Here is a 17,295-nt window from a genome sequence, read left to right on the forward strand (position 1 = left end):
AGTATAATCTTTCTTTTTATATTTGCCGCATGAATGCAAAATGGTGCGTAAGTACTTTAATCATTATACTGGCCGTTTTAGGGCTAAGTCAAGGGCATACCAAAGCTTCTAATCAGCAAATTTCATTACAATTTACAGATGTAGAACTAGCTTCGGATACTGCTCATGACGAAGTTGTGGCAGCTATCACCAGAAAGTTGAACGTTCTGGGTGTTGAAGCTATTGAAATTATAGAAAATGACGGAACACAAGTAAGTATCCGTTATTATAGTGATATGGATGCCCCAAGCGTTAAAGCGTTTCTTACGCAAGAAAACTTAGGGGATTCTTCTAGTGGCGATAGGTTGCCAATAGACTTTCCAAAGGAAAAAATTCCTGAGGAGTATAAACTTGTAGTATCTGACCTTCATCAACAAGGTGATACCGTAGTAGTTTTAAACGGTAATCTAGTACCTGTACAAAAGCAGGAGATTACTGACCTTTTTAATCCTGTAGTATTAAATTTCAGTGCACAAATTGTTTTAGAGCAAGGGATCGTTGAACATACAGCGTATAAAATCAATAAAGATATTGCTATTGCAATTGATCAAACTTTCCAAAATATTCCAGAGGTAAGGGCAGGACCTTACAATAATGCCAACAGTTAGTAATAGTACGTGTACTTACACGGAGCGTATCTACTTTTCGATAAAGTATGATGGGCCAATTTTAAAAAATTTCAGAACCTTAATCAATACACTTAAATAAATAATTAAAATGCAAAATAAAGGACTTATAAAGCTATTTGCTTTATTATTCGGGTTAGTGAGTATTTACCAGCTATCCTACACATTTGTGACCAGCAAGGTAGAAAAAGAATCTACGGTGTTTGCTGCTAGTCAAGTTCCTGAATCAGAGGAAGATTATATAACCAAAAGAGAACAAGTGGCTATGCGTTATTTGGATTCAATTGGTGATAATTCCGTTTTAGGATATACCTCCTATAATGAAGCCAAAAAGAAAGAACTAAATAAAGGTCTTGACCTTAAAGGTGGAATTAACGTAACCTTACAAATTTCCGTAAAGGATATCTTGAAAGGCTTGGCCAATAATACAAAGAACCCTGTATTCAACAAAGCTTTGGCAGATGCTGATTTAGCGGCCAAAAATAGTGATGATACTTATTTGGATTTGTTCTTTGAAGCATTCGATAATATTAAGGGAGATACCAAATTGGCATCGCCCGATATTTTTGCGACCAAAAGTTTGGTAGATGCCAACGAGGTGAACACCCAAATGTCAGATGATGAGGTGAAGCCGATCATCAGAACTAAGATAGATGAATCCATAGTATCTGCATTTGAGGTATTAAGAGAGCGTATTGATGGTTTTGGGGTAACACAACCTAATATTCAGAGAGAAGGAAATTCTGGTCGTATTCTGGTAGAATTACCTGGAGCTAGGGATATTGCCCGTGCACAGGAATTATTGTCAAGTACAGCCCAATTAGAGTTCTGGGAAACTCACAAACAAAGCAATCCAAGCTTTAGTACCTTTTTGATTCAGGCAAATGAGAAGCTAAAGGAAATTGTGGATGTAGAGCGTCCGGAGCCGGTAAAGGAAGAAACGGAGCTTGACTCTTTATTATCGGACGTTTCTGCGGATTCATTGGATTTGGCCACACAGGTTAATCCTTTGTACGAGTTGTTGATTCCTGCCAATCCAGGAAGCAACGCCATGTTTCGTGCGGCAATTAAGGATACGGCCACAATAGGTTCGTATTTAAGAATGCCGGAAATTAGAAGATTGTTACCTGCTGATATTCAATTTACAAAGTTCTTATGGCAACGACCTGCAACAAAAGATGCTGAGGTTATTGATTTGTATGCTTTAAAAAGCAATAGGGAAGGTACTCCTAGAATGAGTGGAGATGTTGTAAGCGATGCTAGGGCCGAGTTTGATCAATTCAATGATCCTGTCGTTACCATGAACATGAACTCTGCTGGTTCAAAATTATGGCAGAAATTAACGAGTGATGCCAATATTAACCAAACGGGTATTGCCGTAGTGTTGGATAACAAGGTGTATACCGCTCCTGGCTGTTCGGTTGTTGGTGGTATTACAGGTGGTAGAACGGAAATTTCTGGAAATTTCACCATTAACGAGACCAAGGATATTGCCAATGTACTTAGGGCCGGTAAGCTTCCTGCACGTGCAGAAATCATTCAATCGGAAATTGTTGGTCCATCATTGGGGCAAGAGGCAATAGACAGTGGATTTATGTCTTTCCTAATTGCTATGGCTATCGTTTTATTATGGATGATCGCTTACTATGGTAAAGCAGGTGCATTTGCGGATATAGCATTGTTATTGAACATCTTATTGATCTTTGGGGTGTTGACCAGCTTGAACGCCGTATTGACATTACCTGGTATTGCAGGTATCGTATTGACCATAGGTATGTCCGTGGATGCCAACGTTCTTATTTTTGAACGTATCAAGGAAGAATTGGCAAAAGGAAAAGGGAAGAGTCAGGCAGTTGCTGACGGATTTGGAAATGCGCTTTCTTCTATTCTGGATGCCAACATAACAACAGGCCTTACCGCAATTATACTGTTCATATTTGGTTCTGGACCAATTAAAGGTTTTGCAACTACATTATTGATAGGTATCATTACATCTTTATTTACGGCCATATTTATAACACGTTTATTGGTAGATTGGTATTTGGAAGGTAAAGGTAGAAGCCTTGATTTTTCCACAAGTCTAACCAAGAACCTGTTTAAGAATATCAATATAGATTTCTTGATCAAAAGAAAGATTGCTTATGTAATTTCCGCTATTCTTGTTGCCGTAGGATTGTTTTCACTATTCTTTGGCCCGGGATTACAGCAAGGTGTTGACTTTGTGGGCGGGCGTTCGTATACCGTTCGTTTTGAGCAACCGGTGAACCCTTCTGAAATTGCATCGGAACTTAATACCGTTTTTGGTAGCGGAACCAATGTAAAGACTTATGGTGAATCTAACCAAGTAAAGATTACTACTCCTTATAAAGTAGATGTGGAAGGTATTGAAGTAGATACTGAAATTCAGGATAAATTATATACTTCACTTCAAAAATACCTGCCAGATGGCTTTGACAAGGATGCTTTTGTCCTTGGAGGTGTAGATGAGGATGCAATAGGTATTTTACAATCTGTAAAGGTTGGGCCAACAATTGCAGATGATATTAAGAACAATGCATTTTTAGCCATTTTAGGTTCTCTTGCCGTAGTGTTCCTTTATATCTTATTAAGGTTTAGAAGGTGGCAATTCTCTTTAGGAGCGGTAGTAGCCGTTTTCCATGATGTATTGATCGTGTTAGGTGTGTTCTCTATATTTGGTAAATTGATGCCTTTTAATATGGAAATTGACCAAGCTTTTATCGCGGCGATTCTAACGGTAATTGGTTACTCCTTGAATGATACCGTGGTTGTGTTTGACCGAATTCGTGAAACGTTGGCGGAACGTGGTTGGAAAGGTGGTTCCAATATTAATTTTGCGATCAATACTACATTAAGTAGAACATTGAATACGTCTTTGACCACCTTAGTGGTGTTATTGGCCATTTTTATTTTCGGTGGTGAATCGTTAAGAGGGTTTATGTTCGCAATGATCGTAGGTGTTATAGTAGGTACATATTCTTCCGTATTTATTGCAACTCCTGTAATGTTCGATGCTTTGAGCAAAAAAATTACATCAGGAAAGGAAAAATAGAATTTTAGAATTTTAAGAAAAAATCGCTATCCTTTTGGGATAGCGATTTTTTTTATGTCTTGCTTATAAGTCCTTTTGAACCGTCATTGGAGTAGGATAGGCTAAATATATCTTTTGGCTCTAAAAATGGCTCTTTCCTGTGGGAAACAAAAATAATCGCAGTTGTAGTCTCTTCTGCAATTTTATTGACAAGTTCAACCAGCAGTGTGGCAGAAACATCGTCCATACCAGCGGTAGGTTCGTCCAATATTAACAAAGGTGGGTGTTTTACCATTGCGCGTGCAGTCATGACCAATCGTTGTTTTCCCGTGGATAGTTTATTGAAATGAATATCTTTTTCTTCAAAAAGATCTAATAAGTACAACCATTCCCTTACAACCCGTTTCTGGGACTCTGTAGGAATAGTATATAGGCCTACAGAATCTGTTAATCCGGATATGAGCATATATTCAATAGTATGCCTTCCACTAAATTTATTGGTCATAGCGGGGGAGTAGTATCCAATTTTTTCTTTAATGTCCCAAACACTTTCACCGCTTCCCTTTTTAGTGCCAAATAAATAGATGTCTTGTCCATAAGCTTTAGGGTTGTCTCCTGTTATCATGGAAAGTAGGGTACTTTTACCACTGCCATTTGGTCCCGTCAATTGCCAAAAATCCCCTGGATTAATAGTCCAATTGATATTCTTTAAGATTGGCCTATTTCCGTAATTGATCGTTACATCCTTAAATTTTACCAATGCATTGTTACATGGTACGGGAATCTTTAGTGGTTTTGGAATGCGGTCAGTACTAAATGTATTTCTTGTGCTGGTACGTAAGGCTTCAGGAGATGTTATTTCAGAGAACAATGACCCTTCTAATTTACCAAATTTGTTCATGAATGATAAGGTATCCGCTGTACGGCTCGCAATTTGTACGAAAGCAATGGAAATGGAGTTTTTAAGAAGTATATGTTGTAATTCTTTTTGAAAACCTATATCCAAATTATCAAAAGGATTGTCCAAAATTATGTAATCAGGTTTTTGCTGTAACAAGTAATGCAACAACGCTTTTTTTTGTTCACCACTGGACATGGTTTCCAAGCTTTGACTTTGAGTACTAATAATTTTCCGGTCATGCCTATCTTCTTCATCAATTAATTTTTCTAGTGTAAATGATGAATATATGCATCCTGTTTTGCCTTGAAATTCTCTTAGTTCCTTGGGTAGGGAACCCTTATTGAAAAGCTTGAAAAAATCTTTTTTATTAGAATTATTATTGATGTATATAACCCAATGATTCATTTTATTTACGAATTCTAAAAATATTGACCGGATTTTTTTTATAAGTTGTACTGCCGTCTATGGACATGCCTATTTTAAGGGCCGTTCGCTGGGAAGGTAGGTTATTGACCTGTATAATTGAAATTAAGCTTTCTGCCCAGTTGTTTTGGAAGGCTACGTTCTTACAAGCGCTTGCGGCTTCAAAAGCATATCCTTGACGCCAATATTTGGGCAAAATTGAATATCCTATTTCCAATTCTTCTTGGTGATTTATATTTTGGATCAGTAGACCGGCTAGGCCAATTAACATATTTGATTCTTTGTGTATAAGGGCGTTCATACCACCTGCACCACTGTCATACCGTTCAAAAATTCTATTAAATTGCTCTTGACAAGCTTGAATTGGATCTTTGGGTAAGCCGCTCCAAAATTGACTACTTAATGGCTCTTTATGAAAAGGAAGCCATTCTTGAAAATGGGACTGAGTGACTTTTTTGATCAATAACCGATCGGTTTCCTCATTCGTAAGTAGATAATTAGGCTTTATATTGTGCTGTTGTAGAGGCAAATTATAATTATTTACGACTATAACTAATACTATCCCCAATTGAAATATTCAATACTTCAGCTAATCCTCCGTTAATTTCAAGTACATATTTTACGGGAACTATTGAGGAAAGTCCATCTTCATTTAACGGTTGTGCATTTTCCTGCATACTGGCAAGGTTCAAATCTTCATCTATATACAATATGTCCAAAGGAAACTCCGTATTCTTCATGTAAAATGAGTGCATAGCTTCCGTGGGAAAAATAAATAGCATGGCCTGATCGTTCTCCATGCCCTTTCTATACATTAATCCTGTTTGTGTTTCATATGAACTTTCGGCGAATTCTATGTTGAACGACGCCTTAATTGAATCTGTGGTACCATGATAAATAAAAAGATCACCTTCATGCGTAAAACTGACTGATGGAGTGGAGATACTTTTTTTTACTTCTTTCTTACAGGAGCATACTGCCAATAACATGGCAAATATCATCAGAAGCCGTATAAATTTAGAACCGTACATCTATGCGGTTTTTGTTTTCTTGAACATAAAGAACAGACCTATTAAAATAAAAGGAATGCTAAGCCATTGTCCTGTAGAGAGTACCCCAAGACTTTCTTCAAAGCCACCCTGGCTTTTCTTTACGAACTCCACAAAAAAGCGCACCGTCCATAATAAAACAAAGAATAATCCAAAAAGATAACCTGGCTTGTTCTTTTTATCCGTTTTCCAATATAAAAAATAGAGTAGAATAAAAATCAGTAAGTAACAAACCGCTTCATACAATTGCGCAGGATGGCGATATGGTATTTCCGCTAGATATTGAGAAAATTGAGGGTTGTTCTCAATGGCCGCATAGGCGGCATTTACTGATTTTTCTTGGGTAATGCCCAATGCTTTTGATGGATGTAGGTCATCTGAATCCCTTATAAATTTTGTAGCGAAAATAAAATTTTCATCTACAACCTTACCATTTATTTCAGAATTGAAAAAATTTCCAAGTCGCACACAAAAACAACCAATAGCAACAGGTATTACCATTCTATCAAATATCCAAAGCATACTAAATTCTTTATGCTTTCTTGTATATAGATAAGTACCTATAATAATACCAAGGGTGGCCCCATGACTGGCCAATCCTGTAAATCCTGTAAATTCATAACCATTGATCAAGCCAAACAACAGACTGCCGTTTTCACTCTCCCGTATAGGTAGTAGAATTTCAAGTAAATGGTTGGAATAATATGGCCAATCGTAAAAAAACACATGACCCAGTCGAGCACCCAACATAGTACCAAGAACGGTATAGATAAAGAGTGAATCTAACTGTTCTACCGATTTTTTTTCATTGGTAAATATCTTTTTCATTATGAACCAGCCCAAAGCAAATGCCGTTATCCATAATAAATTATAATACTTGATCTGTATAAATCCTATGTTGAAAAGGGTTTCATTTGGATTCCAGGTAATTCCTAAGAAATGCATGTGTTGTATTTTGTTTGGCTAAGATAATAAATAGCCAACAGACAAATTAAGTTTTGGATTAGAGATATGGGTAATTAAAATTTCCTTTTTAAGGAACTGGATCATATCCTTTACCACCCCAAGGGTTACAGCTAAAAATTCGTTTTGTTGCCAACCATCCACCTTTAAAAAGGCCATGTTTCTTTAAGGCTTCCAAAGTATATTGAGAACACGTTGGCGAGTACCTACATGTGGCAGGTGTGTAGGGCGATATGGCTATTTGATAAAAGCGGATCAACCATACAAATGGGGCTATCACTATTTTTTTAAACGTAATTTTCAAGACTATGTGTTATAGTAGCAAAGCTACCACAAAAGAAACAATTAAAAATGAACAAGTCCGGATACTCACCATCCGGACTTGTTAACTATAAAAACCGCAATTAAACCCCTAGTCGTATATCCTCTAAATTTTTGGATTCTTCTTCGGTAAACAATCTGGATTTGATTAAAAACCTGACACCTAACGGTATTTCCAATGAAAAACTAGCGCCTCTTCCTGGGGTAACATCAATGGTCAATTGGGTATGTTTCCAATATTCAAACTGATCTTTTGACATATGAAAATCGCAATTTTCAATATTCCCCAACCAAACATCATTATCATCCAGCATTAAGTCGCCTTTGGTAAAGCACATTGGCGAAGAACCATCACAACAGCCCCCGCTTTGATGAAACATAAGTTCACCATGGCGCTCCTTTAATTGTTGGATTATGTGTGCGGCTTTTTCCGTTACCAATACACGTTTAGTTTTCATGTTTATTCCGGTTAAAAGAATCCCATAGGCTTTTTGTCATAGGAAATGAGCATATTTTTGGTCTGACGGTAATGTGCCAACATCATTTTATGGTTTTCCCGGCCAATTCCCGATTTTTTATATCCCCCAAACGGAGCATGTGCAGGATAAAGATGATAACAATTTACCCAAACCCTACCGGCTTTTATGGCTCTTGAAATTTGATAGGCCTGGTGGGTGTCCCGTGTCCAAACACCGGCACCTAATCCATATAAGGTATCATTGGCAATGGCTATGGCTTCCGCTTCGTCTTTAAAAGTGGTTACACAAAGTACCGGACCAAAAATCTCTTCCTGAAAAACACGCATTTTGTTATTGCCCTTTAAAATAGTAGGTTGTATATAGAAACCGCCCTCCAGTCCTTCGTTATAGGCTTGGCCACCACCGGTAAGCACTTCGCAACCTTCTTCTTTACCAATATTGATGTAACTTAAAATCTTTTCAAATTGATCGTTGGATGCCTGAGCTCCCATCATGGTGGAAGGATCTAAAGGATGGCCCATTTTTATGGCCTTGGTACGTTCCAAAACACGTTCAATGAATTTGTCATAAATGCTTTCCTGTACCAACATTCTTGATGGGCATGTGCAAACTTCGCCTTGGTTCAAGGCAAACATGTTGGCACCTTCCAAACACTTGTCAAAAAAGGCATCATCCGCATCCATAATGCTTTCAAAGAAAATATTTGGGGATTTGCCACCGAGTTCCAAGGTAACTGGCGTAATATTTTTAGAGGCGTACTGCATGATCAATTGCCCTGTGGTAGTTTCTCCGGTAAAGGCAATTTTATCTATTCTTGGACTAGAAGCCAAAGGCTTGCCCGCTTCTGCACCAAAGCCATTAACAATGTTCAAAACCCCGTCCGGTAAAATACCTTCTATCAATTCCATTAGAATTAAAATACCTACAGGGGTCTGTTCGGCAGGTTTTAAGACCACGCAGTTTCCGGCTGCCAATGCAGGTGCCAGTTTCCAAGTGGCCATTAATAATGGAAAATTCCAAGGAATTATTTGTCCTACTACGCCAAGAGGCTCGGTTACGTTCAATGCAACGGTATTGGCATCCAGTTCGCTAACGGAACCTTCTTCTGCTCTGATGACACCGGCAAAATATCTAAAATGGTCAATGGCCAAAGGAAGATCGGCCGCTCTTGTTTCACGTATAGCCTTGCCATTGTCCCAAGTTTCTGCCCTGGCCAAAACCTCTAAGTTCTGCTCCATTTTGTCCGCAATCTTTAATAGCATATTACTTCGTTCAGTTGCAGAAGAGGTATTCCAAGAAGGAGCTGCCTGCCAAGCCGCATCTATAGCTTTTTCAATGTCCTCTGCCGTGGAACGTGGTATTTTGGTAAAGGACTTACCGTCTACTGGTGAAGTGTTATCAAAATATTCACCTTTGGTAGGGGCTGTCCACTTTCCACCAATATAGTTTTCATACTGATTCTTGAATTTAGGTTTTTGTAGTACGTCTTTTGCTACGGTTGCTGTTGTGCTCATAATACATGTTTTAAGTTAATATTTGTTGAAATAAGTATAATGTCATCCTGTTACAGCTTAAATGTACTCTTCATATTCTCCATTAATCTGACGCATTCTATGAATAATGTGAACTATTCTATCATTTATTGTTAATATCTCTTTTTTACCTATAATATTTTGTAAATTTCTTAATGTAAATACAAGGGTATGATACAGTTATCTGATGAATTTTTAAAACAAAGACGTCTAGAGACCTTGGTCGAAAACCAAACCTCTTTTACAATGAACAATGCTGCCATGCATGTTTTTGAAACCCATGAACAAGCAAGTAGTGTGCTATTGCAATTTGAACAGCCGGTTCTGGCCAGTATGATACAGGGTAAAAAAATAATGCATTTACGCGATTACGAACGTTTTGATTTTTTGCCAGGAGAATCCTTGGTCCTACCGGCCAATGAACGTATGTGTATAGATTTCCCTGAGGCTATGTCCAAAAATCCTACGCGTTGTCTTGCCATGGCAATTTCCGAGGGTAAAATCAATAAGGTATTGCAATTCATGAACGAGAACATGCCCAAGGATAACAAGGAGGAGTGGGGCCTTATGGATTACAATTTTCATTTTGTGAACGATCGAGGAATCTTTCAGATCATTCAACGGTTGCTGTTTCTTTTTTCCGAAGATCACCCTTCCAAGGATTATTTTGTGGATAATATGCTTCGTGAACTGATTATTAGAATTTTACAGACCAATGAACGCAAAATTTATAGCAATGCAACATTGTCGCTAAAAAAGGAAAGCAGGCTAACGGAGGTCATACGTTATATCAGAAACAATGTGCATAAACCCCTCTCTATAGATGAACTCAGTAAAATGGCCTGTATGAGCCCTTCTCATTTTTATCGTTTGTTTAAAACGGAGCTGGGTGTGTCCCCTGTGGAATTTATTAATAACGAAAGGATAAAATTGGCCGTAGGTTTATTACAGGATCCCAACAGAAGCATTAAAGGAGTTTACTTGGATTGTGGATTTGAAAGCAGATCTTATTTTAATAGGGTATTTAAAAATAGACAACATATTGCTCCCAAGGAATACCAAGATAAAATTCAAAAAGCCAAATTTTTGGATTAGTTATAAACTGTACGTAGTACCGTCTTTTCCATCCTTAAGCTGAATGCCCAAAGCGGACAATTGGTCACGAATTTTATCAGAAGTTGCAAAATCCTTGTTCTCACGCGCTTCTTTACGTAATTGTATGAGTAATTCTACGACTCCGCCCAGTTTTTCTGAATCCGCATCTGAACTACTTTTATTTTCCAATCCTAAAACATCAAATATAAATGCGTATAAGGTTTGTTCCAATTCTTCCTTGTCTTCTTTTGTAATGGTTTCATTACCTTCTTTGATCAAGTTAATATGTTTTACGGCGTCGAACAATTTGGCAATTAATATAGGCGTATTAAAATCATCGTTCATGGCCGTATAACAGGAAGATTTCCATTCGGCCACATTAAAATTACTGCTGCTTGCTACTGGAAGGGATTTTAAGGAATTGATGGCCTCCATTAATTTATTGAACCCTTTTTCAGAAGCTAAAAGTGCATCATTACTAATGTCCAAAATACTGGTATAATGAGCTTGCATCATAAAAAAGCGTACCATAGAAGGAGAAAAAGCCTTACTTAGAATGTCATTTTCACCAGAAAATATTTCACCAGGAAGAATACTGTTTCCTGTAGATTTGGCCATTTTCCTACCATTTAAGGTAAGCATGTTGGTATGTAGCCAATAATTTACTGGAGATTTACCATTACTTGCCTCTGCTTGGGCTATTTCACATTCATGGTGCGGAAATTTCAAATCCATTCCTCCGCCATGAATGTCAAAGGTCTCCCCCAAATATTTAGTGCTCATTGCCGTACATTCCAGATGCCATCCGGGGAAACCATCTCCCCAAGGTGATGGCCATCTCATTATATGTTGCGGTTCCGCTTTTTTCCATAGGGCAAAATCCTGCGGATTGCGTTTATCGTCCTGAGCGGTAAGGTCACGCGTATTGGCGATCATATCCTCTAACTTTCTACCGCTTAGCTTGCCATATTCATGATCAGTGTTAAACTTGGCGACATCAAAATAAACGGACCCATTCGTCTCATAGGCATATCCTTTGTTAAGGATATCCTTTATAATCTCTATTTGTTCTATGATATGGCCGGTAGCGGTAGGTTCAATACTAGGGGGTAAAAAATTAAACTTTTCCAAAATATTATGAAAATCTACCGTATAGCGCTGTACTACTTCCATAGGTTCAAGCTTCTCCAACCTGGCCTTTTTAGCTATTTTGTCTTCACCATCCTCAGCATCATCTACAAGGTGACCGGCATCCGTTATATTACGGACATACCGTACTTTATACCCAAGATGTTTAAAGTACCTAAAAATCATATCAAATGACATAAAGGTTCTGCAATTTCCCAAATGCACATTGCTGTAAACTGTAGGGCCGCATACATACATGCCTATATGTCCTTTATTGATCGGCGTGAAAATTTCTTTTTTTCCAGTAAGTGAATTGTGAACCTTAATTTCTTGATTTTCGTACAACTGCATGAAATTATGTGCGTTTAAAATGAGTGTTTAGGGTTTTTGTAAAATATGTCCATACCAGATTATCGCCGATAGTTTTGAACGCATTGCTGTCATTTGTAAAATATGCCATGGTAAAGCGAAATGAATTAACGATATAAGACACCTTTTTGTACGTTCATAAAGTTTGCGGCATTTATTACCAATAGGTTAAAACCCTGTTTTTTAATGTTGACAATTGATTTGGGCAACTTGACTATTCGTACTTTTTGTTCCCGCTCAATTCAAGCCGTAAAGATATACAATAAGTGTCACTTTATAACTAAATAGGGGGATTACACAACAATAATTGGTGACAAAGCAAGCTAGGGGTTACTTTTAAAAACCAAATCTATTTTGCCTTATGACCCAGCGTGGTTTAGCCATTCTTTTCCTCAGTTTATTTGGTATGTTAACTTGTTTCTCTCAAGTTGCTCCAGATTGTATCAATGCCATACCTATTTGTTACAATACCCCGATCAATGCCGGGACCAATGGTTATGGTATAGATGATTTCAATGGGGCCTCCGTTTCAGGTTGTTTTACACAAGCATCAGGGACAATAGAAACCAATTCTGCATGGTACCGCTTTAGAACAGGAGAATCTGGTCAATTAGGCTTTAATATTGGACATGACTCCAACGAAGATTGGGATTTTGCTTTGTATAATACTACAGATTGTAATGATTTAGGTGAGCCTGTAAGATGTAATTATTTCGACAATTCGGACAATAGCGATTTTATTGGAGTGGGGGTAGACCCCACAGGGGCGGATAATATACAATATGAAGATTGGCTAGAGGTTGAACCCGGACAAGATTATTATTTATTGATCAATAATTATAGCAATAATAATTCTGGATTTTCCATTCAATTTTCGGGAAGCATTTTTGTGGAATTTCCTAATAGTGCATTAGATTGTGATATCATTGATAATTTATTGGGGCCACCGATCATAGCGTGCGATAACGAGAACGTAGTACTTGATGCAACTACTGATAATGCATTGGGTTATGAGTGGTATATAGATTTGGGAACAGGTTATCAGCGTATACCAAATGAAAATGGGGCACAACTTTCCGTGGCGGTTTCTGCAATGTACAGAGTACTTGTAATAAGGCCTCTGGGCAATAATTTGATTAGCGAGACTCAAGTAGCTTACGCGCCTTCGCCCGTTACATATGAGGTTGCGGATAGTACGGCCTGTTTTGATGGTACGGCCATAGATTTAACATTAAAGGACGAGGAAGCGTTGGGGGACCAAAGTACTTTTGAATTTCGTGTTACTTACCATTCTTCTGTTGAGGATGCCATTGATGGTATTGATCCATTGCCTAAAAGCTATGTACCTTCTGCATTAACGGAAACCATACATGTAAGAACCACATCTTTGGAAAATGGTAATTGTTTTGATGTTTCGGAATCTTTTGAAATTAATAGTGTGGCATTGCCGGAACTTGATTTTCCTACAAGAATATACGAATGCGGTGAGGCTCCTGTTGCTACAATTGGGGAAGAAACGCCAGATCCAAATTATACGTATGAATGGAGTACGGGTGAGACTACACCTATGATAACGGTGGATCAGAGTGGGGTTTATACCTTATCCGTTACCAATGCGGCGAACGCATTACAATGTGTAACCGTTAAATCTATAGAGGTTGTTTTCTCCAAACCTCCAGTTATTACTGATATTAGTATTGAATATGAGGACGATCTGGCAAATACGGTAAGGGTATATGTAGAGACCGACGGAAATCTTGCCTATCAATTGGATGGTGAGGAACCACAGGAAAATGCCACTTTTCATGACCTTTTTCCAGGAGAGCATACCATAACGGTAATTGATTTGAACGGATGCGGTAGCGATTCCAAAAAAATAGTGGTCCTGGGATTTCCAAAGTTCTTTACCCCTAATGCGGATGGAATAAATGATACATGGCATGTAGCCGGACTGGATATTTTGGACAATCCTATTATCAGCATCTATGATCGATATGGAAAATTACTGCATCAACTACATAAAAATTCAAATGGTTGGGACGGCTCTTTTAATGGTGTACTATTGCCTGAATCCGATTACTGGTTTAAATTATCCTACACAGATTCGCTTGGCCAAACTACCCATGCGGCTTATATCAACAACCATTTTACATTAAAGCGCTAACCCTCTAAATTTACTACTAAAGGTGTATTTTATCGATTAAAGGTCATATTATTCGATGTAGAATACTAAATATTGGCATGTGTAGTTATTATATACGTTACGTAGATTAATAGCCACACCATTTATGAGAACATTCATAGGTTCTATATTTTGTTTACTTTTTTTTGTAACACATGTAGCTGCCCAAAATTCTGCAGATTGTAGAACTGCCATTCCTGTGTGTGCAGATCAACCCATAATGGGTATAGCGGAAGGCACGGGTGATGTTGATGATTTTGACCCGGAAATTATACGTCAAACAGGTTGTTTGGAAAAAGGTAGTCTTACTTCTGCCAATATTGAACATAATACTTCTTGGTTTGTGTTTAGGGCAGGAACGGGAGGGCAAGTAGGCTTTGATATAGAAGCCTTGCCTACCAATGGAAGTGGTACCCCTACTGCAGAATGGGATTTTGCCGTATTTGGTCCGGATGTAGATTGTGGGGATATAAGCAGTGGTACTGCAGAACCTATCCGTTGTAATTATGAGGTCAATGATACACGTTTTACCGGTTTAGGGGTAAATCCTGAAAATGGCCAGGAGGGAGAACCTTCATTGACAGGTAGTCAAAATACATATGATGAGTATCTAGATGTACAGCCGGGAGAGATCTACTACATATTGATCAATAATTTTGCTGATAATTTTACCGGTGATCCGGAACCTTTTATGCTAACGTTTACCGGAAGCTCCGTTAATGCTAACCAAGATACTGCATTGGATTGTACGTTACGCGATGAATTTTTAGGATTGGACATTGTAGCATGTGAAGGGGATGATGACATTACCCTTAGCGCATTAAATTCCCCTGCTGGTGCAGCTATCCAAAATGTGGAATGGTCCGTAGATTATGAAGATGACGGTATAGTGGATGATGTTCTCATGGGTTCCGGTGAATTTCAGGCGGAGCTGGTGGTGGTGAGTCCAAATTCAGGTCGTTATTTCGCCACGGTATATGCAGACCCTTCCTCAGGCGGACCATCCTCATATAGTGATGACAGTGGTGTGCTTATAACGTTTTTTGGCACACCCATATTAGATAGGGTAGAAATCTTGGATACCAATTTATCCATAGAACCGGATCAAAACAATATAGAATTTATAGTTACTGGAAACGGGGATTATGAATTTGCTATAAATAATGGGGAATTTCAGGATGAGGCCATATTTTTGAACGTGCCACCAGGCCTTAACACCGTTATTATCAATGATAAAAATGGCTGTGGCATTACGGAACCTTTGGAATTTTTAATTGTAGGCTATCCTAAATTTTTCACTCCCAATGGGGATGGTGTCAATGATGATTGGAATATTAAAGGAATTGAAACCTTGACAAACCCGGTAGTATTTGTTTTTGACCGGTATGGAAAGTTGTTAAAGCAACTAGGTGCTGACGGGGGTTGGGATGGAACTTTTAATGGTAGGCCCATGCCTGCTACGGATTATTGGTTTAGGTTTGAATTTGGAGAAACAGATGATGGCCTTCTCGTCGCCAAAACCAGGAAAACCCATTTTACGTTAAAAAGATAAATATTAAAGGGTCGTCAATTATGACGACCCTTTAATATTTAGTATACTCTTAAGGAAAATTAAAAATTAATGGTATAACTTAATGTTGCATTGGTGTTAATCCTGTCTATGTTTGCGGGGGTGGTTAATCCGGCATCGAATAAGCGCTCGTCTACATCTTGCTGAGAACGACTTAAGGCAAAGTCCAACCTACTACCTCCAAAATTATAACCTATACCACCAGAAATTGCATTTAAATCACCTACGGTATTGCCATTGGTGTACGGACTTTGTTCAAATCTATATCCAGCACGTAAGCTAACCTGTTCTATACGATACTCACCACCTAACCTAAATGTGGAAACTGTACCCAATTCATTAGAAATTTGGTCGTTTACGGTCTGAAAACTTGGGTCATTCGCAGGACGAAGCTCAGTATTGGAAAAATCCTGAAAACCATAATCAAAACTCAATAATCCATTTTTGGCAAAAACCATGGCCAAACTACCGGTTAACTTGCTAGGGGTTTTAACGGTATATGTTTCAAACACATTAATTATATTGAAATTGATAAAATTGATATCAGAATCTGCTAGATCGGAATTTATTCGTTGCGAAAAATCTTCGTTTAAACGATACCAAGTAGGAGATTGATAACTTGCTCCCATTCGTAAGTAATCATTTAGTTTGGCTATGGCACCTAGGCTAAATGAAAAACCGTTTCCTTCGGTATTTAAATAATTGTCAAAAGTTGTATTTTGAATTTCCGAATTGCCATCATAACCACTTTCTGTAAACTGATCATATTTAGTATATAGAATATTGTGAAAGTTCAAAGAAGCTCCCATGTAAATATTTTCTTTAAACTGAGACCCCATGTTCAACGTAAATTTACTGTTGTATCCTGTAGTTCTTCTAATAAAATCTTGATTAACTGAGCTATATGATGCATTGCTAACGTAATCTGTATTGGCGTCATCGTCTACCAATGGGTCCAAAATACCTCCATAATAACCTAAAAAAGCTTGTTGGTCCCTAAATCCTTGTCTGGCACCTATATCGAGATAGGCCTCTTCCAAAAATTCACCATCCTGCAAAAGAATTGAACCAAAAGGGGTGCCCTGTGCATAACTTAAAAAGTAATTATCAATACCCTGGGTCGTATTGCCTGATGCCCTAAATTCATTATCAAAATTATTGACCACATCATAATTAAAGGCCAATGAAAATTTTTGCCAGTCAGAATTTTGATCGGTACTTCTAAATACGAACGTTCCCCCAATTTGATTTAATTCCAAATTATTGGTTTTCGTACCAATAGTTGTACCAAAATAGTTGGTTTCATTATCGACATTATAGGAAGAACCTGAAATGGTAAACAAACTATTATTGAAAACGGCGGAACCGGCAGGGTTGATATTCAATGCGGATAAATCGCCGCCAAGTGCTCCAAAGGCTCCACCCATAGCTTGAAATCTAGCTGTGCCCTGAAGATTTTCATTGCTATAGCGCAAGGCTTCATTAATATTTTGTGCATTACCAACTGCGCATAACAATATGGTTATGAAAGTGATATATCTTTTCATATAATCTTTTTAAATTTAAGGA

The 17,295-nt window shown here is 38.0% G+C and carries 14 protein-coding genes; 5 read left to right on the plus strand and 9 right to left on the minus strand.

From position 1 onward, the window contains the following. Positions 1–29: 29 nt before the first annotated feature. Together CHB68_RS04150 and secDF are read left to right on the plus strand one after the other, a co-directional pair. Positions 30–647, plus strand: coding sequence for a hypothetical protein (locus CHB68_RS04150; RefSeq protein ID WP_089259572.1), 618 nt, complete (start codon positions 30–32; stop codon positions 645–647). Between the two features lie 109 nt (positions 648–756). Next, the gene (secDF, locus tag CHB68_RS04155) at positions 757–3,735 is read left to right on the plus strand and encodes a protein translocase subunit SecDF (protein ID WP_089259573.1); all 2,979 of its coding nucleotides are present in this window, start codon (positions 757–759) and stop codon (positions 3,733–3,735) included. A 52-nt stretch (positions 3,736–3,787) separates the two neighbouring features. Here secDF and CHB68_RS04160 read toward each other — a convergent pair whose 3' ends face one another. The 7 genes from CHB68_RS04160 to exaC all read right to left on the minus strand — a co-directional run bounded on the left by CHB68_RS04160 (position 3,788) and on the right by exaC (position 9,364). Further along, a complete protein-coding gene (locus CHB68_RS04160; protein WP_089259574.1) occupies positions 3,788–5,020 on the minus strand; it encodes an ATP-binding cassette domain-containing protein in 1,233 nt (410 codons plus the stop codon). Between the two features lies 1 nt (position 5,021). After that, on the minus strand, positions 5,022–5,567 hold the full coding sequence (locus CHB68_RS04165) for a GNAT family N-acetyltransferase (RefSeq protein WP_245838783.1): 546 nt from the start codon (positions 5,565–5,567) through the stop codon (positions 5,022–5,024). A gap of 7 nt (positions 5,568–5,574) precedes the next feature. Next, positions 5,575–6,069 (minus strand): DUF192 domain-containing protein, encoded by a 495-nt coding sequence (locus CHB68_RS04170; protein ID WP_089259575.1) that lies wholly within the window; start codon positions 6,067–6,069, stop codon positions 5,575–5,577. Continuing rightward, a complete protein-coding gene (gene lgt, locus CHB68_RS04175) occupies positions 6,070–7,032 on the minus strand; it encodes a prolipoprotein diacylglyceryl transferase (protein WP_089259576.1) in 963 nt (320 codons plus the stop codon). Between the two features lie 88 nt (positions 7,033–7,120). Beyond that, positions 7,121–7,348 (minus strand): membrane protein insertion efficiency factor YidD, encoded by a 228-nt coding sequence (yidD, locus tag CHB68_RS04180; RefSeq protein WP_089259774.1) that lies wholly within the window; start codon positions 7,346–7,348, stop codon positions 7,121–7,123. A gap of 106 nt (positions 7,349–7,454) precedes the next feature. After that, a complete protein-coding gene (locus tag CHB68_RS04185; RefSeq protein WP_089259577.1) occupies positions 7,455–7,829 on the minus strand; it encodes a DUF779 domain-containing protein in 375 nt (124 codons plus the stop codon). An 11-nt stretch (positions 7,830–7,840) separates the two neighbouring features. Continuing rightward, positions 7,841–9,364: an acetaldehyde dehydrogenase ExaC gene (exaC, locus tag CHB68_RS04190; RefSeq protein ID WP_089259578.1), complete on the minus strand. Its 1,524-nt coding sequence runs from the start codon at positions 9,362–9,364 to the stop codon at positions 7,841–7,843. 189 nt (positions 9,365–9,553) lie between these two features. Between exaC and CHB68_RS04195 the strand changes: the two genes are divergently transcribed. Beyond that, positions 9,554–10,477 (plus strand): AraC family transcriptional regulator, encoded by a 924-nt coding sequence (locus tag CHB68_RS04195; RefSeq protein ID WP_218822478.1) that lies wholly within the window; start codon positions 9,554–9,556, stop codon positions 10,475–10,477. Here CHB68_RS04195 and cysS read toward each other — a convergent pair whose 3' ends face one another. Beyond that, positions 10,478–11,956 carry a cysteine--tRNA ligase gene (cysS, locus tag CHB68_RS04200; RefSeq protein WP_089259579.1) on the minus strand — a complete coding sequence of 493 codons (1,479 nt, stop codon included), beginning with the start codon at positions 11,954–11,956 and terminating at the stop codon, positions 10,478–10,480. It abuts the gene before it with no gap. Between the two features lie 424 nt (positions 11,957–12,380). Between cysS and CHB68_RS04205 the strand changes: the two genes are divergently transcribed. Both CHB68_RS04205 and CHB68_RS04210 read left to right on the plus strand, forming a co-directional pair. Further along, complete coding sequence (locus CHB68_RS04205; protein WP_245838784.1) at positions 12,381–14,138, plus strand: T9SS type B sorting domain-containing protein; 1,758 nt, start codon at positions 12,381–12,383, stop codon at positions 14,136–14,138. Between the two features lie 124 nt (positions 14,139–14,262). Then, positions 14,263–15,708: a T9SS type B sorting domain-containing protein gene (locus CHB68_RS04210; RefSeq protein WP_089259581.1), complete on the plus strand. Its 1,446-nt coding sequence runs from the start codon at positions 14,263–14,265 to the stop codon at positions 15,706–15,708. 59 nt (positions 15,709–15,767) lie between these two features. Here the strand turns inward: CHB68_RS04210 and CHB68_RS04215 are convergent, their stop codons facing one another. Further along, positions 15,768–17,273 (minus strand): OmpP1/FadL family transporter, encoded by a 1,506-nt coding sequence (locus CHB68_RS04215; RefSeq protein ID WP_089259582.1) that lies wholly within the window; start codon positions 17,271–17,273, stop codon positions 15,768–15,770. Positions 17,274–17,295: the final 22 nt, after the last annotated feature.

This window comes from Maribacter sedimenticola, from assembly GCF_900188415.1.
GTDB lineage: Bacteria > Bacteroidota > Bacteroidia > Flavobacteriales > Flavobacteriaceae > Maribacter > Maribacter sedimenticola.

What these genes read in the sequence shown, in the direction of transcription:
- CHB68_RS04210 (WP_089259581.1), top strand. Translation starts at nt 14,263, where the DNA reads ATGAGAACATTCATAGGTTCTATATTTTGTTTACTTTTTTTTGTAACA.
- secDF (WP_089259573.1), top strand. Translation starts at nt 757, where the DNA reads ATGCAAAATAAAGGACTTATAAAGCTATTTGCTTTATTATTCGGGTTA.
- CHB68_RS04195 (WP_218822478.1), top strand. Translation starts at nt 9,554, where the DNA reads ATGATACAGTTATCTGATGAATTTTTAAAACAAAGACGTCTAGAGACC.
- CHB68_RS04150 (WP_089259572.1), top strand. Translation starts at nt 30, where the DNA reads ATGAATGCAAAATGGTGCGTAAGTACTTTAATCATTATACTGGCCGTT.
- cysS (WP_089259579.1), bottom strand. Translation starts at nt 11,956, where the DNA reads ATGCAGTTGTACGAAAATCAAGAAATTAAGGTTCACAATTCACTTACT.
- CHB68_RS04160 (WP_089259574.1), bottom strand. Translation starts at nt 5,020, where the DNA reads ATGAATCATTGGGTTATATACATCAATAATAATTCTAATAAAAAAGAT.
- lgt (WP_089259576.1), bottom strand. Translation starts at nt 7,032, where the DNA reads ATGCATTTCTTAGGAATTACCTGGAATCCAAATGAAACCCTTTTCAAC.
- CHB68_RS04185 (WP_089259577.1), bottom strand. Translation starts at nt 7,829, where the DNA reads ATGAAAACTAAACGTGTATTGGTAACGGAAAAAGCCGCACACATAATC.
- CHB68_RS04170 (WP_089259575.1), bottom strand. Translation starts at nt 6,069, where the DNA reads ATGTACGGTTCTAAATTTATACGGCTTCTGATGATATTTGCCATGTTA.
- exaC (WP_089259578.1), bottom strand. Translation starts at nt 9,364, where the DNA reads ATGAGCACAACAGCAACCGTAGCAAAAGACGTACTACAAAAACCTAAA.
- CHB68_RS04215 (WP_089259582.1), bottom strand. Translation starts at nt 17,273, where the DNA reads ATGAAAAGATATATCACTTTCATAACCATATTGTTATGCGCAGTTGGT.
- CHB68_RS04205 (WP_245838784.1), top strand. Translation starts at nt 12,381, where the DNA reads ATGTTAACTTGTTTCTCTCAAGTTGCTCCAGATTGTATCAATGCCATA.